The sequence below is a fragment of the Chryseobacterium gambrini genome (assembly GCF_900156825.1).
Lineage (GTDB): Bacteria > Bacteroidota > Bacteroidia > Flavobacteriales > Weeksellaceae > Chryseobacterium > Chryseobacterium gambrini.
The window spans coordinates 339,904-360,678 of sequence record NZ_FTOV01000004.1; the positions used below are offsets into that span (position 1 = coordinate 339,904).

General features: G+C 35.8%; 15 protein-coding genes. 10 read left to right on the top strand and 5 right to left on the bottom strand.

What is annotated here, in order from left to right; genetic code table 11:
- Positions 1-60 precede the first annotated feature (60 nt).
- The 3 genes from truB to rluF are packed head-to-tail and all read left to right on the top strand — an operon-like array spanning position 61 to position 2,071.
- A complete protein-coding gene (gene truB / locus BW951_RS10580) occupies positions 61-759 on the top strand; it encodes a tRNA pseudouridine(55) synthase TruB (protein ID WP_076392546.1) in 699 nt (232 codons plus the stop codon).
- Positions 756-1,349 (top strand): hypothetical protein, encoded by a 594-nt coding sequence (locus BW951_RS10585; RefSeq protein ID WP_076392548.1) that lies wholly within the window; start codon positions 756-758, stop codon positions 1,347-1,349. The genes truB and BW951_RS10585 overlap by 4 nt, the downstream gene beginning before the upstream one ends.
- Positions 1,349-2,071 carry a 23S rRNA pseudouridine(2604) synthase RluF gene (gene rluF / locus BW951_RS10590; RefSeq protein WP_076392550.1) on the top strand — a complete coding sequence of 241 codons (723 nt, stop codon included), beginning with the start codon at positions 1,349-1,351 and terminating at the stop codon, positions 2,069-2,071. The genes BW951_RS10585 and rluF overlap by 1 nt, the downstream gene beginning before the upstream one ends.
- Positions 2,072-2,612: 541 nt before the next feature.
- Here the strand turns inward: rluF and BW951_RS10595 are convergent.
- Both BW951_RS10595 and BW951_RS10600 read right to left on the bottom strand, forming a co-directional pair.
- Positions 2,613-3,911, bottom strand: a complete 1,299-nt coding sequence (locus BW951_RS10595) for a helix-hairpin-helix domain-containing protein (protein ID WP_084196414.1) — start codon at positions 3,909-3,911, stop codon at positions 2,613-2,615.
- Between the two features lie 130 nt (positions 3,912-4,041).
- Complete coding sequence (locus BW951_RS10600) at positions 4,042-4,386, bottom strand: MerR family transcriptional regulator (RefSeq protein ID WP_076392608.1); 345 nt, start codon at positions 4,384-4,386, stop codon at positions 4,042-4,044.
- A gap of 166 nt (positions 4,387-4,552) precedes the next feature.
- On the opposite strand from BW951_RS10600, the gene BW951_RS10605 reads away from it, so the two are divergent.
- Entirely contained in the window at positions 4,553-5,434 is an 882-nt protein-coding gene (locus tag BW951_RS10605) for an AraC family transcriptional regulator (protein ID WP_076392554.1), read from the top strand.
- Positions 5,435-5,512: 78 nt separating this feature from the next.
- On the opposite strand, the gene ccoG is transcribed toward BW951_RS10605, so the two are convergent.
- Positions 5,513-6,955: a cytochrome c oxidase accessory protein CcoG gene (ccoG, locus tag BW951_RS10610; RefSeq protein WP_076392556.1), complete on the bottom strand. Its 1,443-nt coding sequence runs from the start codon at positions 6,953-6,955 to the stop codon at positions 5,513-5,515.
- Positions 6,956-7,216: 261 nt separating this feature from the next.
- On the opposite strand from ccoG, the gene BW951_RS10615 reads away from it, so the two are divergent.
- Entirely contained in the window at positions 7,217-8,110 is an 894-nt protein-coding gene (locus BW951_RS10615) for an SMP-30/gluconolactonase/LRE family protein (protein WP_076392558.1), read from the top strand.
- An 87-nt stretch (positions 8,111-8,197) separates the two neighbouring features.
- On the opposite strand, the gene BW951_RS10620 is transcribed toward BW951_RS10615, so the two are convergent.
- On the bottom strand, positions 8,198-9,505 hold the full coding sequence (locus BW951_RS10620) for a DEAD/DEAH box helicase (protein WP_076392560.1): 1,308 nt from the start codon (positions 9,503-9,505) through the stop codon (positions 8,198-8,200).
- 484 nt (positions 9,506-9,989) lie between these two features.
- On the opposite strand from BW951_RS10620, the gene rpsA reads away from it, so the two are divergent.
- The 4 genes from rpsA (at position 9,990) to BW951_RS10640 (ending at position 16,779) form a co-directional block, all read left to right on the top strand.
- Positions 9,990-11,786, top strand: a complete 1,797-nt coding sequence (rpsA, locus tag BW951_RS10625; protein ID WP_076392562.1) for a 30S ribosomal protein S1 — start codon at positions 9,990-9,992, stop codon at positions 11,784-11,786.
- 223 nt (positions 11,787-12,009) lie between these two features.
- The gene (locus tag BW951_RS10630) at positions 12,010-14,610 is read left to right on the top strand and encodes a T9SS-dependent M36 family metallopeptidase (protein ID WP_076392564.1); all 2,601 of its coding nucleotides are present in this window, start codon (positions 12,010-12,012) and stop codon (positions 14,608-14,610) included.
- 123 nt (positions 14,611-14,733) lie between these two features.
- On the top strand, positions 14,734-15,711 hold the full coding sequence (locus BW951_RS10635; protein ID WP_076392566.1) for an EamA family transporter: 978 nt from the start codon (positions 14,734-14,736) through the stop codon (positions 15,709-15,711).
- A gap of 72 nt (positions 15,712-15,783) precedes the next feature.
- Positions 15,784-16,779, top strand: coding sequence for an alpha/beta fold hydrolase (locus tag BW951_RS10640; protein ID WP_076392568.1), 996 nt, complete (start codon positions 15,784-15,786; stop codon positions 16,777-16,779).
- Positions 16,780-17,067: 288 nt separating this feature from the next.
- Here the strand turns inward: BW951_RS10640 and rplS are convergent, their stop codons facing one another.
- Positions 17,068-17,424: a 50S ribosomal protein L19 gene (gene rplS, locus BW951_RS10645; protein WP_007846341.1), complete on the bottom strand. Its 357-nt coding sequence runs from the start codon at positions 17,422-17,424 to the stop codon at positions 17,068-17,070.
- A gap of 298 nt (positions 17,425-17,722) precedes the next feature.
- Here rplS and BW951_RS10650 point away from each other — a divergent pair, with 298 nt between their 5' ends.
- Positions 17,723-20,461, top strand: coding sequence for a fibronectin type III domain-containing protein (locus tag BW951_RS10650; protein ID WP_076392570.1), 2,739 nt, complete (start codon positions 17,723-17,725; stop codon positions 20,459-20,461).
- Positions 20,462-20,775 lie beyond the last annotated feature (314 nt).

Here is a 20,775-nt window from a genome sequence, read left to right on the forward strand (position 1 = left end):
AAAAATATAAACAGTAATACTAAAAAATTACTCATTACCAAATACTCATTACTCATATTCATGACTGCCGAAGATTTACAATCTGGACATATATTTTTATTAGACAAACCCTTGGACTGGACTTCTTTTCAGGCGGTCAATAAAATGAAATACAAACTCAAAAGAGAGTTTGATTTACCCAAGAAATTCAAAATTGGTCACGCAGGAACTTTAGATCCGCGTGCAACGGGATTATTGATTGTCTGCTGTGGTAAATTCACCAAGAAAATTCCTGAAATTCAGGATGCCCCAAAGGAATACTGGACCGAAATAAAAATCGGCGTACAGACAGAATCATACGATACTGAAAAACCCGAAATTTTACATCAGGACATTTCGCAGATTACGGAGGAGCAGATAAAAACGGCATTGGAAAAATTTGTTGGAGAAATCGATCAGACTCCGCCTGTTTTTTCGGCAATAAAGATCGAAGGAAAAAGAGCATATGATCTTGCAAGAGCAGGAGAGGAGGTGGAAATGAAATCCCGTAAAACCACAATTTTTTATATTGATAATGTAAAGATTGATCTTCCGCTCGTAAGTTTCACGGTGGGTTGCTCGAAAGGGACTTACATTCGCAGTTTAGCTCACGATATCGGACAGGAATTGGGTGTTGGAGCTTATTTAATACAATTGAGACGGACAAAGATCGGAGAATACAAAATTGAAGATGCCACGTCAGACTTTTTGGAAAATGATTTTAGATTTAACGAGTCATGAAGAAAATCTTATTCTTAGTACTTACGCTGTTTTCTTTTTACAAAGCTTTTTCTCAGGAAGCAAAACCAATGAAATCTACAATGGGATTTTATGTTAATCCTGCCCTTAATTTAGGATATAATTTAGGAAATAGTATTAAAGATAGTCAGAATAAAGATTCCCAATACTATCAGCAAAATATTTCTCCCTATTTACCGAATAAAATTACGTACGGAATTACGGCTGTCGCAGGATATCATTTTATTCCTAATCTGGCTTTAGGATCTGGTTTTAAATATAGTTTTATTGATGATAATTTTCATTTGATGTACTGGGTAATTCAACCAAAAGTAATTTTTAATGTTGATGATGAGTCAGTATTTATTGATCTCAATTATGGAAAGCAGATTAATCATTCCGCTGTTTCGGATTCAAAATTTTATGGTTTAAAGATTGGATTACAGGTTTCGTATTCCAAAAGATTAAGTCAGGAAGGAGGGATTATTTTAGAAAGTCATAAATTTGCAAACTCAAGTGCAGTTTTTGTTGGATTGAGTTATGGAATTACGATTTTCAGCAATAAAAATTATACAGGTTACGGAGAAGATTAATGGAAAAAATAAGAATTAACAAATATTTATCTGAAGTAGGCTACTGTTCGAGAAGAGCAGCAGACAAACTTCTGGAAGAAGGAAGAATTACCATTAACGGCAAAGTTCCGGAAATGGGAACAAAAGTTTCCGATGAAGACATGATTGAAGTAGACGGAAAACCGATTCGTGAACCGGAAGAAAACCATGTTTATATTGCTTTTAATAAACCTGTAGGAATCGTTTGTACCACTGATACAAAACGTGAGAAAAATAATATCATCGATTATATTAATCATCCCAAAAGAATTTTTCCGATCGGAAGACTCGACAAACCGAGTGAAGGATTGATTCTTTTAACCAGCGATGGCGATATTGTAAATAAAATTCTAAGATCCCGAAACAACCACGGAAAAGAGTATATTGTAAGAGTCGATAAGCCGATTACGCCCAAATTTCTGGATAAAATGCGAAACGGAGTTCCGATTTTGGATACCGTTACTAAAAAATGTGAGGTCGAAAAAATTGATGAAATGAATTTCCGCATCGTTCTTACGCAGGGACTGAACCGACAGATCCGAAGAATGTGCGAATATTTAGGCTACGAAGTAAAGAAACTGAAACGGATCAGGGTTTTGAATATCAAACTCGATCTTCCCATCGGAAAGTGGAGGGATCTTACGGAGGAAGAACTTTCTGCTTTACAAAAAATGGTTGAAGGTTCCAGTAAAACATACGATTAAAATAATAGAGATGCCGGATTCGACATCTCTTTTTTGTATACCTTAGATATTTATCATATTCATATACAGTATTTTTGTTATTCTGACGAGAGAATAATCTCAAAAAGTTTTTTTATCTCGCGCAGATTTTACAGATTGCGCAAATTTTTTTCCAATTTAAAATTATTTATACTTTCTAAAATGCATTTACAGCATTTTTGTCATCCTGAAAGGATCTAAGCAAAGTCTGATAATTAACTTTAAAGAACAGTGATGAATAACCCTTCGACAGGCTCAGGGTGACATTGCGAATACTTCCTATAATACTTAAAACAATGAAGAATTGTTAAAAAAAATATTTTGACAAAAAATTAACGTTGCATTGTCATTGTGACAGAGGAAAAATCTCAAAAAATTTTATTTTATCTCCCGCAGATTGAGCGGATTGGGCAGATTTAATTAATAAATTTAAATTAATTCAAAGAGGATCTTGTTAATTTTAAATACAATATTTTAATGTTCTGCTTCTTTTGCGACTCAATAAAAGTGTAAAAGTTTTTTCCTACTTCAAATACCATTTCATCCTCAATTCGTATTCTGGTTTCAGTTTCAGCATCTTCCAGATTTTCTTTTCATCTTTTTCGGAGATTCGGTAAAAAATAATTTTCTCCGCAGAATATTTAAAATAAGGATGATTTTTTAGCCATTCTTCCGGAGCATCCTGCAACGTATATTTCTGAACATTCGAAGTTGTAAGGGGTGCGGTTAAAAGTAATTTTTTCGTCAGTTCCGGATCAATATTGTACGTGGAAAGAATCTGTTCTTTATTCACAAATCCACCAAGTTTATTTCGAAAACCGATCATCGAACCGGCTGCTTTTCCGTCAAATCCAAACTCCATAAGCTGTTTGTAGGTGATTGCGTTTAAATCTACCTTGGTGAAATCCGTTTTTTCCTGCTGCTTAGTTTCAGATTTGTCATTTTTGCTCACTGCAATTGTTTCTGCATTGAATTTAATGAACGGTTTCATTTCTTCAAATTTCTCAGAAGAAATTACAAAACACTTCTGAATGTCTTCCAGACTTTTAAAGCTCCCTTTTAAATTTCGGTCACGGTAATTGATGATGATCTGTGCCTGTTTATCGGAGAAGCCAAAAGACTTCCAGCCTTCAATATCCAATGCATTCGGATCGAAAGAATGATATTGAACTTTCTTTTTATCGGCATTAAAATTTTTAGCAGCTCTGTAATTTTCCGGCGTTTTCTCCGGCAGAATAAGATAAGGATCGATTTTCTGAAAATTCTCTTCACTGATGATAAAGCACTCTCTGAATTTTTCCTTGCTCACAAAACTTCCACCCAGATAACTTTTGTATTTTAAAATAGCTTCTGCCTGCTTTTCACTAAAGCCCATATCTATCCAGTCGTGTGCAGAATAAAGATCGGGATTAAATTTTCCTCTAACCGTTATTGATTTTTTTTCAAAACTTTTGAATGCATCTGATTTTGCTTCTTTACTGGTTTCCGGAAGTAAAATATAGTGGTTCAGCTCAGAAAATTTTTCCTCAGAAATAGCAAAGCATTTTCTTAGTTGTTCCTTTGATACAAATTTTCCTCCGACTACTTTCTTATAGTTGAGAATCGTCGCCGTTTGTTTTTCTGTGAAACCTAAATTCTGCCATTGCTTTTCATCCAGTTCATTGGGATCAAACTCAGTAAAGCTGAGAGAAACGGAAGGTTGTGTAATAAACTGAACATCGGGAAATTCTTCCTTTTCCTTACTTGTATATTTCTGGAAGGCAAATAAAATGATCAGCAATATTCCCATCAATGCCAATCTCCGGTAGTCGTTTTTTTTCATCGCTGTAAACTTAATTAATTTATTAAGCATTCGCAATGAGGGAATTGCAATTGGATTATTTTAGAATATAAATTCTGTTATTCGGCTTTAAAAAATGAATTGAAATAAAATTATGAATGAAAGATTTCAATTATTCCTCATCTCTTTCCGCCAAAGACTCCTTCAGCTTCAGTAATTCAGCCTTTACAAATTCCAGCCTGTCGATGATGGTGATGGTTTCGGAGATCTTGCTGTTGGTGGTTAATGCGATTTTAGCACCGTCCAGAGTATAGCCTTTTTCTTTTACGAGATGATAAATGATCTGGAGATTTTTGATGTCTTCCGGAGTAAAATACCGGTTGCCTTTTTTGTTCTTTTTAGGCTTAATGATAGGGAATTCCTGTTCCCAATAACGTATTAATGAAGTATTTACATCAAAAGCTTTCGCTACTTCTCCTATTGAATAATACAGTTTATCAGGTAAATTTATCTTCATTTTTAGAATCGTAATGGTCAAAGATAAAAATTTTTTAAATCCCACAGCAAATTCAGAAGGCAAAAGTTCTTTTTTTACTTTGTAAATCAGGGGATAAAAGTCATTTTTATAGTACAGGAAGTTTTATTGTTTTTGTTATTTTTGAAGGATAAAAATTTCTAAAAAATTGAACTCTATCTCTGTCCTGCATATCAATCTTTTTCAGCCGGGTAAAAACACTTCGGATTTTTATTTTAACCGAATGAAAGAGCATCTGGTTTTAGGACACAGACATATTGAAAAACCGCACCGTCATGATTTTTATGCTACGATCCTTTTTACCAAAGGAAGCGGAACACATGAAATCGATTTTCAGAAATATGACGTTTCGGCGGGAAGCTTATTTTTTATGTCTCCGGGACAGGTTCACAGCTGGGAACTTTCTGAGGATATCGACGGATATATTTTTTTCTGTTCACAGGATTTTTACGAAATGCATTACGTCAATCAGAAGCTCAGAAGTTTCCCGTTTTTCGGATCGGTTAATTTCCCAAGAAAATTACAGCTTACTGCAACGGAACTAAAGGAAAATAATCACCTTTTTGTAGCACTGGAAAAAGAATATCACCTTCAAAACGTGATGAAAGATGGTTTTATTCTTTCACTGATGTCACAGATTTTTATCCACGCAACAAGAGCTTTTTCAAAAGAGCTGGGAAAAGAAAATTCTGAGGTTAACATTTCTTATTTTAAACACTATCAACAGTTTGAAAATCTTATTGAAGAGTATTTTGCAAAAGAAAAATCCGTTGCCTTCTATGCTTCTTTATTGGAAATTTCATCCAAACATTTAAACAGAATTACCAGAACGGTCGTTCAGAAAACAGCGACTGACGTTATTACAGAAAGGATAATTCTGGAAGCCAAAAGAATGCTTATGTATCTTGATGAAAGCCTTACGGAAATTGCGTTCCGTCTTGGCTTCGAAGAATATTCCTATTTTGTGAGAGTCTTCCGTAAAACTTCCGGCATGACTCCCACTCAATTTATTAAAAAATATAAGGCTTAATTTTGTTGATGGTATGAAGTTTAACTCCAACAAACTTCTCTCTAAAACTCTAAAACACTCAAACTCTCACCTCAATATCTACAATACCAATTGAAAAGGTCCTTCAAATACCGTTTCGAAAGAATCTACCAGATTTCCCTTTTCATCAAACACGCCGATCGTCATATTCTGCTTAGAGAACCGGATCTCTTTTTCGGGGAACGAAATGTTGATATTTCCTTTTAAAATCTGATCTCCTTTCAATATGATTTTTTCATTGCCAAAGAAATTGATTTCCGCATTCTTAGGATTCAAGACTTTTATCGTGAGTGTTTTCTTTTCGTTGGATTTGTTTAAAAGCGTATAAATAAAAGTATTCGTAATTTTTCCGTTTTTAATGAAAAATGTTGATCCTGCCGGTTTTATGAATTTCGCTTCCATGGAACCTCTGTCGTACATCAGAAATCCTAAAAACCCGATCAGTAAAGTTAAAATTACCGTTGTTGCTTTCATTCTTCCGGTAAATTTGAATTTCTCCTGATTTTCAATTTCCGCTTCTGTGGCATAACGGATCAGTCCTTTCGGAAGACCTACTTTTACCATAATTTCGTCACACGCATCGATACAGGCGGTACAGTTTACGCATTCCAGCTGCTGTCCGTTTCGGATGTCAATTCCTGTAGGACAGACAACAACACATTGATTACAGTCTATACAATCTCCTTTTCCGACGGCTTTTCGGTCTTCGTCTTTTTTCCATTTGGAGCGGTTTTCACCTCTTTTAAAATCATAATAAACATTGATGGTCTGTTTATCGATCAGAACGCCCTGCAATCTTCCGTACGGACAAACCAGAGTACAAACCTGCTCTCTAAGCCACGAAAAAACAAAATAGAAAGCAGAAGTGAAACAGATCATCGCAAGAAACTTCAAAGGATTTTCAGCGGGACCTTCGGTGATGATTCTGAAAACTTCTTCATAACCAACAATATACATGAACATGAAATTCGTAATCACCACAGAAATAACGGCATAAACAGACCATTTGGTGAGCCTTTTTCTTATTTTTTCGCTGTTCCATTCCTGTCGGTCGAGCTTCATCTGTTTATTACGGTCGCCCTCGATCCAGTATTCTATTTTCCGGAAGACCCCTTCCATAAAAATGGTTTGCGGACAAAGCCAGCCACAGAAAATCCTTCCGAAAACAACGGTGAAAAGCATCACAAAAATAACGGAAGTGACGGCTCCAAGTGCTAAAATGAAAAAATCCTGCAGATAAAACGGCTGTCCGAAAATAAAAAATTTCCTGTCGATAACATTAAATAAAAGAAAAGGATTATGGTTGATTTTCACAAAAGGTAAAGTGAAAAATATCACCAAAAGCAAATAAGTTACATAATCTCTATAGTTGGTAAATTTTCCTTTGGGTTTTCTCGGATAGACCCATTTTCTTCTTCCGGTTTCGTCCATTGTTCCTACGGAATTTCGGAAGCTTTCCTCATAAAGTTCCGGAGCCTGAAAATTGCTGTTCTGTGTGTTCATCGTTTCGGTATTATCTGAAAATTCGGGTGAGGAGCATTTAAAACCTGTTAAATGCTCATTTCAAATATTTTTTACTTGAATCCTGTAGTGTTTTTCACTGATGCAAAGCTCTGCAATAATTGTTTCCGGAACTAATATGATCCACTTCTGGAATAGTACAATTCAGACATTTTGGAGTCTGTTTTTATTTGATCAAAAAGAGAAAATAAACTTTGAATCTTGTTCTGCATATCGTAAATTGCTGACTTTAAATTGTGCGGAATGAAAAATATTTTAAAAACCGGCTCGCTTGGTTTGATTTTAGCAGTATACAGCTGTCAATCAGTAAATACCACTAAAATGTTTTATGAAGATGTAAAGCCCGAGAAAGTTTCGGATCAGTTCAGTTTTACCGAAGGTCCTTCCTCGGATAAAGAAGGAAACGTGTACTTCACGGATCAGCCGAATGATAAGATTTATTATTGGGACTGGAAAACCAATAAAGTGATCGAGTTCATGAATAAAACAGGAAGAGCGAACGGAACGCATTTCGACAAAGACGATAATTTAATCACCTGTTCCGATGATCAGGGCGAAATCTGGAAGATTTCAAAAGATAAAAAAGTACAGGTTCTGCTGAAAGGTTTTGAAGGCAAAAGACTGAACGGACCGAATGATGTCTGGAATGACGAGTTTGGCGGAATGTATTTTACCGATCCTCTGTATGTAAGAGATTACTGGGTGAATTTTAAGCAGGAAACTCCGCATAAAAGTTTATACTACAGAAATAAAGACGGACAGATTTCCAAACTTGAAACCTTTACACAGCCGAATGGAGTGGTAGGAAGCGAAAAATTCAGAAAGCTGTATGTTTCGGATATTGATGCCGGAAAAACGTATGTTTATGATATTTTGGGCGAAGGAAAATTATCTGAGAAAAAACTTTTCTGCGAAATGGGTTCCGACGGAATGACGTTAGACAAGCACGGAAATCTTTATTTGACAGGAAAAGGGGTTCATGTATTCAACAGAGAAGGGAAGAAGATTTATCATATTCCCATCGAAGAAGACTGGACTTCCAACGTGACTTTCGGAGGGAAAAATAACGAAGTTCTGTTCATCACTGCTTCAAAATCTGTTTATACTTTACCGACACGGGTAAGAGGAGTGAGATAAATTTAAGATTGAGATTAAGGTTTAGATAAGCGTTGTGTTTTAATCTCAGCCTTAATCTAAATCTTAACCTTAACCTCAACCTCAATCTTAATACGCTACCTCCATTTTCACTTTCTTGCCCTTCAGTTTTTCATTGGCAAGTTTTTTCAGAAGTGTATTCACTTTATTTCTCGATACGGCAACATAAGAAGTCGTGTCTTTTACTTCGATCAAGCCGACATCTTCTTTCTGGAGTTCTCCTTTTTTCAGCAGATAGCCAACAATGTCCACTTTATTCACTTTGTCTTTTTTTCCGGCGCTGATATAGATGGTTTGAAAAGGCGTTTTTTCCGGAACTTTAGTAAATCCGGCTACGCTGTCTTCCGGTGTATTGTTTTTGATGAAAGGGAAATTTTCATCTTCCGTCATAATAAGATAGGCAAAACCTTTCGCGTTCATTCTTGCTGTACGACCGTTTCTGTGGATAAAAGCATCTTCTTTCGGCGGTAACTGATAATGAACGATCGATTCCACTTCCGGAACATCTAAACCTCTTGCAGCCAGATCGGTAGTGATTAAAATTCTTGCGGAATCGTTCCTGAATTTCAGCAGGGCGCGTTCTCTTTCATCCTGTTCCATTCCTCCGTGGAAGGTTTCTCTGTCGATTCCTTTCTGGCGGAGAAGCTCGGAAATCCGGTCAACTGCTTCTCGGTGATTGCAGAAAATTAAAGTTCTTTTGTTCCCGATTTTACAGATCAAATTAAATAAAGTATCCAGCTTTTCTTCCGGCGTAGTCATTACTTTTTTAAACTGAATGTCGGGTTTCGCCTCGCTTAATTTTAGAAAGTTAATGATTTTCTCGTCTTTTAGTCCGGTAAATGCAGGAATCTCATCCATTGCCGTTGCGGAAGTTAAAATTCTCTGAGACAATCCTTTCAATGAATTGGAAATAAATTCCATATCATCATGAAAACCAAGCTCAAGAGCCTTATCAAACTCATCCAGAACCAGCGTTTGGATGGTTTTCGGATCAAAATTATTATTTCTCAGATGATAAACCACTCTTCCCGGTGTTCCGATTAATACAGCCGGAGCTTCAATCAGGTTGTTTACCTCAATTTTTTTGTCGTGACCGCCATAACACACGGAAACTTTAAAATCTGTTCCCATCGCTTTAAAAACCTGCTCGATCTGTAAAGCCAGTTCTCGCGCCGGAACCAGAATAAGAGCCTGAATTCCAGAACTGTTTTTCTTTAAATTTCGCAGTACAGGAAACAAAAAAGCCAGTGTTTTTCCCGAACCGGTAGGAGAAAGCAGAACAACATCCTGATTGTTTTCTGTCGCTTTGTATGTAGATTTCTGCATCTGATTCATGTCCTGAATCTGCAGTTTTTCGTAGATAGATTCTAATTCCATGGTGCAAAGATACAGAATTCGTTATGGTTGTTGGGTAGTTGTTTTTTCAGTTCAAAGTTTAATATTTGTATTGACTAAAAGCTGTCAATAAAAATTATGAGGAGCTTTTTCCGGCTTTCCGCTATATCTTTTGGCTTGCAGACGGAGCGAAGGGAGTCCTCAACCCAAAAGGATGCCGCTGCAATCCGAGCTAAATTAATGATTGGATTAGAATGATGATTTAGCCGTCTTAGGTAGCTTCATTTTATTAAAACAATATTTCAGGGATGAATATTTATAAAGTATGCATTGTCTGATAAGGATATGCAGTATTTTGATGCTCAAAATATTATTGTTTGTTTCAAATAAATTTCATATCTTTGCACCCACTTTTGTGGCGAAAAGGTTTGAAGAGTAAATAACTAAAAATTAATTACTTCCGTATTTTTCAATTCACATTTATTCAGACCGTTGAAAGAGAAGGAATACAAATTTAATTAGAATTATGTCAAAAGAGACAAATTCAGCTGAATTATTATTAAATCAAAACGTAGCACCTGAACAATTTGACTGGGATTCTTTCGAATCTGGTCTTGATGCTGATGCTAGAAAAGAGAAAAGCGATTTAGAAGAAATCTACAACGGATCTTTAAACAACTTAGACGATAACGACGTTCTAATTGGTAAAGTAGTAAGATTAACAGATAAAGAAGCTATCGTAGACATCAACTTCAAGTCTGAAGGTGTTATTTCTCTTAACGAATTCCGTTACAACCAAGGTCTTAAAGTAGGAGACGAGGTAGAAGTAATGGTAGACAGAAGAGAGGACAAAACAGGACAGTTACAGTTATCTCACAGAAAAGCAAGAACGCTTAAAGCTTGGGATAAAGTAAACGAACTTCACGAAACAGGTGAAATCGTTAACGGTTTTGTTAAGTCTAGAACTAAAGGAGGTATGATCGTTGACGTACACGGGATCGAAGCATTCTTACCTGGTTCTCAGATCGACGTTAAGCCAATTAAAGATTACGATCAGTTCGTAGGAAAAACTATGGAGTTCAAAGTTGTGAAAATCAACCCTGAGTTCAAAAACGTAGTAGTTTCTCACAAAGCATTGATCGAAGCAGATATCGAAGGTCAGAAAAAAGAAATCATCGCTCAGTTAGAAAAAGGACAGGTTCTTGAAGGTACTGTTAAGAATATTACTTCTTACGGTGTGTTCATCGACTTAGGAGGTGTAGATGGATTGATCCACATTACAGACCTTTCTTGGTCTAGAGTGAACCACCCATCTGAAATCCTTGAGGACGGACAGACTGTAAAAGTGGTTATCCTTGATTTTGATGATGAGAAAACAAGAATCCAGTTAGGTATGAAGCAGTTAGAAGCTCATCCTTGGGATGCTCTTTCTGCTGACTTAAAAGTTGGAGATAAAGTAAAAGGAAAAGTAGTAGTTCTTGCTGATTATGGTGCATTCGTAGAAATCGCTCCGGGAGTAGAAGGATTAATCCACGTTTCTGAAATGTCTTGGTCTACTCACTTGAGATCTGCAGGAGACTTCGTAAAAGTAGGTGATGAGGTAGAAGCTGAAGTACTTACTTTAGACAGAGAAGACAGAAAAATTTCTCTTGGTATCAAGCAATTAAGCAAAGATCCATGGGAAAATATCGAAGCTAAGTATCCTGTAGGATCTAAGCACGTAGGAACTGTAAGAAACTTCACTAACTTTGGTGTATTCGTAGAGTTAGAAGAAGGTATCGACGGTTTAATCTACATTTCTGATCTTTCTTGGACTAAGAAAATCAAGCACCCATCTGAATTCTGTGCAGTTGGTGACAAATTAGATGTTGTAGTTCTTGAACTAGACATTCAGGCTAGAAGATTATCTCTAGGTCACAAACAATTAACAGAAAACCCTTGGGATGCATTCGAAACTAAATATGCTGAAGGGACAGTTCACGCTGGTAAAGCGGTAGAAGTACACGATAAAGGTGCTTCTGTACAGTTCGAAGATGCTGAAGTTGAAGCATTCTGCCCATCAAGATTATTAGAGAAGGAAGACGGATCTAAAATCAAGAAAGGTGAAGAGGCTGATTTCAAAGTAATTGAATTCAACAAAGAATTCAAGAGAGTTGTAGTTTCTCATACAGGAATCTTCAGAGATGAAGAGAAGAAAAACGTAAGAGAAAACTCTAACAACAGATCTAATAATGTTTCATCATCTTCAAACGAGGAGAGATCTACTCTTGGAGATATCGATGCATTAGCAGAATTAAAAAGAAAAATGGAAGAAGGTAAATAATACCTGATTCATTTTAAATATTTGGCCACTCGTTTGAGTGGCTTTTTTTGTTTTTATTCAATTCATAAAATTGCTGTTAATACGGGATTTGTTAATTTGATTTATTCATAAATTTAGCAGAGTTTATATACTATTGTTAAATTAAATGTTCATTTAAATAATTTTAAATTATACTATTGTTTTATTGTTAATTATATGTAAATTAGCGGCTTTATTAGTGTATATGAAAAAAGTAGCTTTACCCCTTTTATTTGTAGTTTCTGCAATGTTTCCTTCTGTTCTTTTCGGACAGGATAATGAGAAGTTAATTAAAGATTATATTTCTCAAAATAAGATCAGAGAATATAAAAAATCAGATCTTGCGAATTTTAAGATTGATAATGTTGATGAGTCAAAGTCATTAAATGGAAATGTAATTAAATTCCAACAGACTTATAACGGACTTCCTGTTTACAATGCGGAAGGTACTGTTTTGGTAAGAGATAGTAAGGTAATTTATTATTCTGATACTTTTTTGAAAGATTATACTTCTTCTGTATCAAATACCGCTTCTATTACGAAGACTATTGCTCTTCAGAAAATAGCTGAAAATTTACAGAAAGATAAAATTCAGAATTATCCTATTTTAGCGTATAATGATGCAGATTTAAATAATGGACCGGCTGCGAAGCAGAGATTGGTATATGTACAAGATAATGGTGCTTTAAAATTAGCTTACCAGTTTTCTTTTCCGGAACCGAATTCTCCAAGCTATTGGGATATTTTGGTGGATGCAAACACAGGAAATATTATCAGCAAACTTGATTTGAATTTAACATGTAACTTCCATCATGATGCCTATTCTCATGATTACAGTCATGTTCATAATGAGGCTATTGTGGGACCACTAAACCAAGAAGAAAGTAAAAATAGTTTTTCACTTTTAGCACCCGATAATGCTTCTTATAATGTTTTTGCATTACCGATAGAGGCTCCTACTTTTGGTTCCCGATCCATTGTAAGTAATCCATGGATTTTGACGGCTTCTCCAGAAGGTTGGCATTATGACGGAACAACTCGTTATACAATTACCAGAGGTAATAATGTACATGCTTATGAAGACACGGCAGGAACTAATGCAGTTGGATTGTCACCAGATGGAGGTAGTACGAGAAACTTTAATTATCCTTTTAACATTAATGATGATCCATTTAATAATCAGAATGCTTCAATTACCAATTTATTTTATATCAATAATAAAATTCATGATATTTTCTATATGTTTGGTTTTACGCCAGCCGCAAGAAACTTTCAGAATACTAATTTTGGTTTAGGTGGTTCAGGGAATGATTATGTGCAGGCTGAAGCTCAAGATGGAGGAGGAACAAATAACGCCAACTTTGCGAGCCCCAGTGATGGAAATAAACCAAGAATGCAGATGTATCTTTGGTCAGCTGTGAACAGAATATTTTATTATAATGCACCGACTTCGGCAGTGCCTCGTCAACCCATTGCAGGAACAGCTTTATTTGGAAATGCTTTAGATGCGACGGGTGTTACAGGAAATGTACAGTTATCCTCAGTTCTTGATGGCTGTACAGCAATACCTGCAGGATCTTTAACGGGTAAGATTGGTTTAGTAGAAAGAGGAACTTGTAATTTTACAGTTAAGGTGAAAAATGCACAAAACGCAGGAGCTACAGCAGTAATTATTTATAATAACACTACAAATGGTGATACGGTTGGAAATATGTCTGGAACTGATGCAACGATTACTATCCCATCAGTTCTAATTTCAAATACTGAAGGTGAATATATTAAAGGGCAGCTTTCAGCTAATACAACTGTAAATGTAACTTTAAAAAATGATCCTGCCAGCAGTATTACGCCAGATGGAAGTTTTGATAATGGAATAGTAGTTCATGAATATGGTCACGGAATTTCTAATAGACTTACCGGAACTGGTTCTGGATGTTTAAATTCTTCTTTAGATAAAGAGCAAATGGGTGAAGGATGGTCGGATTTCTTTGCTTTAATGCTTACTAATAAGGCGGGAGATAACGCCTCTGTTCCAAGAGGTATGGCAACATATGCAGCAGGACAAGGGATTTTTGGAAGCGGTATAAGACCAGCTCAATACTCACCAGATTTTGCCATTAATGATTATACTTACGGTGATACGAATGGAATGGAGTATACAAATACTAATTTGCAAATTGTTCCTGACGTACATTCAATAGGATTTGTTTGGGCTACAATGCTTTGGGATCTTCATTGGCAATATGTTGCTAAATATGGTTATTCTTCTGATGTAATGGCAAACACGACAAATGGTAGTTCAAGAGTATTACAATTGGTAACTGATGCATTGAAACTTCAGGTTTGTAACCCTACATTTATCAATGGTAGAGATGCTATTATAGCAGCGGATCAAGCCAAAGGAGGTGCAGACAGATGTATGATCTGGAGAACTTTTGCAAAAAGAGGTCTAGGAGTAAATGCTAGTGCAGGAAGTTTAACAAATATTAATGATCAGGTTCAGGATTTCAGTGTTCCTGCAGACTGTGTGTTAGCTACAGACGAAGTAAAAGTTGTTAAAAATAACATTTCAATTTATCCGAATCCTGCGAAGAATGAGTTCTTCATCAATTTCCCAAGCAATACGTTAGGAAAAGTAAGTGTCGAAATTTATGATATGTCAGGGAAATTAGTTTCTTCTGAGGATAAAATTTCTCCGGATGCTAAGAAATCAATTTCGACAGACAAGTTGATTAACGGAACGTATATGGTGAAAGTAAAAGGCATCGGTATTGATGCGGCATCAAAAGTTATTGTTAAAAAATAATCTGAACATTTATAAATTTTAGTTACGGCGCGAGCGAAGCTCGCGCCGTAACTTTTTTACATTAATCCCATCTCATTAATTTAATAATATATCCGTACCTTTGCAGGCTGTAAAAAATGAATTATGCAGAAGAGAAATATATTAAAGGGAGTTTTATTTGTAGGGATTGGAGCCAGTATATACGGAATGTTGGCAACGTTTGTTAAACTCGCTTATCAGGATGGGTACACCACTTCAGAAGTTACAACATCACAGTTTTTATTGGGAATTGTTGGTCTTTTAGTCTTAAATTTTATTCAGACAATCACCTCTAAAAAAGCATTACCGTCACCAACATCAAAAGAAGTAAGAAATTTAATGTTGGCTGGAACTTCATTAGGCTGTACCAGTTTGTTTTATTACATTGCCGTACAATATATTAATGTTTCGATTGCGATTGTTTTGCTGATGCAGTCGGTCTGGTTCAGTGTAGTAGTGGAAAGTTTTCTGACAAAAAAAATACCCAATGCAAGAAAAATCGTTTCTGTAATTATTGTTTTGGCGGGAACTATTTTAGCAACCAATTTAATCAACGAAAGCTTGGATTTGGATTGGAAAGGCATTTTCTGGGGGTTATTGGCAGCAGCTTCCTATACGCTTACTATGTTTACTTCCAATACATTAGCGACACATTTGCCTGTTTTCAGAAAAAGTATTATTATGCTTTTGGGTGGTTCAGTTGTTGTTTTTGCATTCTTGTTTTTTGCACAGATTGGGCCGTTGCATTTCGAAGGATTAAAATCTTTTTACCTTACTTTTACAGAAAATACAGAGCATATTCATTCCTTTAATTATTCAATTTTATGGAAATATGGTTTAATTTTATCACTTTTCGGAACCATAATTCCACCGATTTTATTTAATGTTGGATTTCCGAATGCCGGACTCGGATTAGGAAGTATCGTTTCTTCTTTGGAACTACCGGTTTCCGTAACAATGGCTTTTGTTTTATTGGGAGAAAAAGTTATTTTTATTCAGTGGGTGGGAATTATATTGATTATTTTTGCCATTGTTTTAATGAATCTTCCCAAAAAAGACAAACAACTAGCCGAAATATCTTAAATAAATCATCATTAATACTTGAAAACCGTTTCTTTTGGAACGGTTTTTTAATTTCAGTAAATAAAATGGTTTATGAAATATTACAGAAATATATTTACCGCATTAATTTTTGTTATAAGTACGAATCTTCTATTATCACAGGTGAAACCACTGGATGCGGAATTAACGAACTATCAGTATCCTTTTGAAGTTCAGTTTTTAAATTTCAAGTCTCAGAAAAACGATTTGAGAATGGCTTATATGGATGTTCAGCCTAAAAAGCCAAACGGTAAAATCATAATGTTTCTTCATGGTAAAAATTTTAACGGAGCTTATTGGGAAAAAACCGCCAAAGACCTTTCAGATAATGGTTTCAGAGTGATTATTCCGGATCAGATAGGATTTGGAAAATCTTCGAAGCCTCAAAGTTACCAGTTTTCATTTTCGCAGTTGGCAGAAAATACAAAAGCCATTCTGGATAAATTAAAAATCGATAAAATTATCGTTTTAGGACATTCGATGGGAGGGATGGTTGCAACAAGGTTTACTTTACAATACCCCGAAAAAGTCGAAAAATTGATCCTGGAAAATCCAATCGGATTGGAAGATTATAAAACATTTGCAACTTATCAAACCATCGATCAGGCATATCAGTCAGAATTAAAGAATACCGCAGAAACCTATAAAAATTATCAGCTTAAATTTTATTACGATAATAAATGGAAAGCAGAATATCAGCCTTGGTTAGACTTAATTGCAGGATGGACTGTACATCCTGATTATCCAAAAGTTGCATGGGATGCAGCCTTAACTTCAGATATGATTTACAATCAGCCGGTTTGCTATGAATTTAAAAATATAAAAGTTCCGACTTTACTCATTATCGGTACAAGAGACAGAACCGCGATCGGGAAAGACCGCGCTCCAAAAGAACTGCAAACAAAAATGGGGCAATATCAGGAATTAGGAAAGAAAACACAAAAACAGATTGTTGGTTCTAAACTCGTGGAAATCGAAAACGTAGGTCACCTTCCGCATATCGAAGTTTATGATAAATTCTGGAATGCGCTGTATGAATTTATTAAGTAGAAAAGCAAAAGGTTTGATGATTGAAAATTTAAATGATTGAGAGAATATATAAATTTATTTTTAATAAATGAATTCCCCTCCTCTGGAGGGGTGACAAAAATTTCCTGAAATTTTTGACGGGGTGGTTTTAAAATGCATCCTTTTCTTAGCCCCGATTGCAGTAAAAATCCTTTTTTTGAAAAAAAAGATTGCAGCGGAAAGCGGGAAAAAGCTCCAAATAATAGTAATTCAAATAAAAAGAGACCGCTAAAAATTCGCAGTCTCTTTTCGTATGTATTGTTGTCTGAATTATTTCTTCTTGTAAGCAGCGTCTTTAATTCTCGCTTTTTTACCTCTAAGGTCTCTGAAGTAGTAGATTCTAGATCTTCTAACTTTACCTCTTCTGTCAACTTCGATTTTTTGAAGAGCCGGCATGTTGATTGGGAATACTCTTTCTACACCTACATCACCAGACATTTTTCTGATTGTGAAAGTTTTTGTAGAACCAGTACCTCTCAATTGGATAACTGTTCCTTTGAAGAACTGAGTTCTTGTTTTTTGTCCTTCTTTAATTTCGTAGTAAACAGTGATCGTATCACCAGCTTTGAATTCAGGGAATTCTTTTTTTGTAATGTACTTGTCTTGTACGTACTTTAATAAATCCATTATTAATAAATAAAATGTTAAAGCTAAGCAACTTACACGGACTTCGTCAGAGGTTGAATAACAGGTTGCAAATGTACAAAACATTTTTGAAATTTTCCAAACAATTTTATATTAAATATGATGAAATTTTCAACCCGTTTTTCGACTCAGATTTAATATTTCCTTCAACTTCCCATCAGATACAGTTTACATGTGAATTCTACTTTTGCACGAATATAAAATCAGACAATAAAAATTTCGATAATTCATTGATATACAATTTTTAATCTCAATAAATCTAATAAAAAGTAAACTAAAAATGAAACATTATTTTTTCTTTTTCCTTTTCGTCGTCCAGATGGCTTTTGGGCAGGCTTTGTATCCTTACTTACAAAATCCTACACCAACTTCCATGATCATCAACTGGAAAACCTCTTCCAATAATGAAACCACCGTTTTTTATGGAACCAGCCCCAATAATCTGAATGTTACTTTTACAGGAACCACAAACATTTTTTCAGATACAGGGTATAACAACAATTATTTTTATCACACCGCAAAAATTGCCAATCTTCAGCCCAACACAAAATATTATTATAAAATTAAAACAGGAACCAGCGAATCTGCGGTGTATAATTTCCGAACACTTCCTTTACCGGGACAGGCGGCAACAGCTAACGGAAAAATCCGTTTCCTCATCATGGGAGACAACCAGATTAAAGCAGAACCGAGATACGATACCTTAACTTTAAATGCGTATAAAAAATTAAAAGAAAAATTCGGCGCAGCTTCTGATCCTTCAGATAATATTGCTTTGACCTTCATGGTTGGAGATCAGGTAGATGTGGGAACTTTGGATCATTACGAAAATGTTCATTTCAAAAAAAATATTAATTTATCGCCTTATCTTCCGATTCAGACCACAGTAGGAAACCATGAAACATACGGGAGTCTGGGAATGAATTCCTATTATGCACATTTCTACATCGATGAAATTCAGTATAAAAACATTAGCTCAGGAAACGAAAATTACTATGCGCAACAGGCTGGAAACGTTTTGTTTATAAGTTTGAGTTCCGAACATACCGGTTCTGCGCAAATGACTTGGCTGCAACAGGTCTTAAGTGCTGCAAACGGCGATTCTACGGTCGACTGGATCATTTCTCTTAGCCACAGACCATATCAGGCGGAACAATATGTAGGAGACATTTCTACGTGGGTAAGAAACAGTGCTGTTCCGCTTTTAACCTCTTCTTCAAAATATTTAATGCACGTCGGAGCGCATCACCATTTATACCACAGAGGTCAGTTGAAAAATACACCGAATTACCAGATTATTTCCGGTGGAGTTGCATGGGATCAGTACTGGGGAATGTCGACCGAACAGGATTTTGATGATGTTCAGAAAACATTAACAGACTGGACGTACCAAATCGTGGAAGTAGATGTAAACACAGGAAAAGTAGATGTGGAATCTTATTCCATCGGAGGGGTTTATCATAAAAAATCTAATGAACTTATTGATACGTTCCACCGCTATAAAAACCAGCCAAAACCTGCAAAACCTTCCATTTCCAATACATTTACGGCGCCGGTTACTTTACCATTAACTTTAAACGGAAGTGCATTTTCAAGCTCAAACGGAGAATTGCTGAATACCACTCAGTTTTTAATTAGTAAAGCTGCCGATTTTTCTATTATTGAAAAAGAATTTTACAGAGATTACGAAAACTGGTTCGGAAAAGACGGAAACGGAACTCCCGATATCACGAAAAACCTGAATGCAGGAGTAGACATTACCAAAGCGACCATTGCCGCCAACTCAATAACCAACGGAAACTATTATGTAAAAGTGCGTTACAGAGACCGAAATATGGAATGGAGCGAATGGAGCGATGTAAAACAGTTTACAGTAACCGGAAGTGTGGTTTCCAACCCTACATTTACTTTGAACAAAACAGAATATCTTCAAAACGAGCCCATTATTGCCAATTTTACAGACGGTCCCGGAAATAATCAGGACTGGGTTGGAATTTATAAAAAAGGACAGAATCCTTCTGCCGTAACTTCTCAGGCTTTTATGTACACTAACGGACAAACCGCAGGAACAGCCACTTTCCCGAACGGAATTGCTGCTAAAGGTCAGTATTTTGCAGGATTTTTTGCCAATAATGGTTACACGGAAATTACGCCGAGAAAAAATTTCTACGTAGGTCCGAAAGTTAATTTAAGCACAACTTCAGATGTTTATCCTGTAGGCGGAACTGTAACCGTAAATTTCTCCAACGGACCGAATCTAAACAAAGACTGGATCGGAATTTATAAAATGGGACACACGCCCGGAACCATAAATTCTACACAGTGGAGTTATGTGACAACCGCTTCGGGAACGCTTAATTTTACAGGACTTGCCAAAGGATATTATTATGCACAGTACTTTTTGGAAGACGGTTATACAACGGTTGGCGAGAAAGTTTTCTTTAAAGTAGGGGATGTGGTAACCGAACTTTGGATCAACAAGCCGGTTTACAGTTTAGGAGAAAATATCACCGCTTCATGGACGGATTCTCCGGGAATCATCAAAGACTGGCTCGGAATTTATCCTCAGAATATTTCGGTTCCCGATGATCAGTTTGTTTCGTATACTTATTTTGACGGAATTACACAGGGAACCAAAACAATCACCGGAACAGCAGTTCCTGCAACGCCGGGAAATTATTATATGGTGATGTTTACCAACGATTCTTACACGGAAGTTTCAAACAGAGTTCAGTTTCAGGTAACCGGAACAACTTTAGGAACGGAAGAAACAAAAAGTACAGAAAAAAATGTGGTGCTTTATCCGAATCCTACAAAACCGGGTGAACCGACTTTCATCAAAAGTGATTATCCGATCGAAAAAATAGAACTTCTTTCTGCCAACGGAGACCTTTTATATCAGTCGAAAAATGTAAATAACCAGCGTTTTTCTCTGGTCAACGAAAATCTTCCGAAAGGAGTGTATTTTGTAAAAGTATACACAAGAAAATTATTTACCTTAAAATTAGTCATTCAGTAAGACACTTCATTTTTCATATAAAACAACAAAACGGGCTTAGAAAAGTCCGTTTTTGTTATTTTGGTAATTTTCACATCAATGATATATTGACCCATTGCTCATCAATTATCGATCATTCAAATTGGAGCTGTTTCCAGCTTTCTCTACTCGCTTTTTTTTGTTTTCGGCGGCTGCTTTGCAGCCGCCGAAAACAAAAAAAGAGCTCAGACATGCCGCTCAATGGTAAGTTTGCATTAAACAAAACAGATTGATAACTTAGTTAAAAATATTAACCAGAAGAGCAAAAGCAGCAGGATAAAGACAGACGCTCGAAT

What these genes read in the sequence shown, in the direction of transcription:
- ccoG (WP_076392556.1), bottom strand. Translation starts at nt 6,955, where the DNA reads ATGAACACACAGAACAGCAATTTTCAGGCTCCGGAACTTTATGAGGAA.
- BW951_RS10600 (WP_076392608.1), bottom strand. Translation starts at nt 4,386, where the DNA reads ATGAAGATAAATTTACCTGATAAACTGTATTATTCAATAGGAGAAGTA.
- BW951_RS10635 (WP_076392566.1), top strand. Translation starts at nt 14,734, where the DNA reads ATGCAGAAGAGAAATATATTAAAGGGAGTTTTATTTGTAGGGATTGGA.
- BW951_RS10650 (WP_076392570.1), top strand. Translation starts at nt 17,723, where the DNA reads ATGAAACATTATTTTTTCTTTTTCCTTTTCGTCGTCCAGATGGCTTTT.
- rluF (WP_076392550.1), top strand. Translation starts at nt 1,349, where the DNA reads ATGGAAAAAATAAGAATTAACAAATATTTATCTGAAGTAGGCTACTGT.
- rpsA (WP_076392562.1), top strand. Translation starts at nt 9,990, where the DNA reads ATGTCAAAAGAGACAAATTCAGCTGAATTATTATTAAATCAAAACGTA.
- BW951_RS10585 (WP_076392548.1), top strand. Translation starts at nt 756, where the DNA reads ATGAAGAAAATCTTATTCTTAGTACTTACGCTGTTTTCTTTTTACAAA.
- rplS (WP_007846341.1), bottom strand. Translation starts at nt 17,424, where the DNA reads ATGGATTTATTAAAGTACGTACAAGACAAGTACATTACAAAAAAAGAA.
- BW951_RS10630 (WP_076392564.1), top strand. Translation starts at nt 12,010, where the DNA reads ATGAAAAAAGTAGCTTTACCCCTTTTATTTGTAGTTTCTGCAATGTTT.
- BW951_RS10620 (WP_076392560.1), bottom strand. Translation starts at nt 9,505, where the DNA reads ATGGAATTAGAATCTATCTACGAAAAACTGCAGATTCAGGACATGAAT.
- BW951_RS10615 (WP_076392558.1), top strand. Translation starts at nt 7,217, where the DNA reads ATGAAAAATATTTTAAAAACCGGCTCGCTTGGTTTGATTTTAGCAGTA.
- truB (WP_076392546.1), top strand. Translation starts at nt 61, where the DNA reads ATGACTGCCGAAGATTTACAATCTGGACATATATTTTTATTAGACAAA.
- BW951_RS10595 (WP_084196414.1), bottom strand. Translation starts at nt 3,911, where the DNA reads ATGAAAAAAAACGACTACCGGAGATTGGCATTGATGGGAATATTGCTG.
- BW951_RS10640 (WP_076392568.1), top strand. Translation starts at nt 15,784, where the DNA reads ATGAAATATTACAGAAATATATTTACCGCATTAATTTTTGTTATAAGT.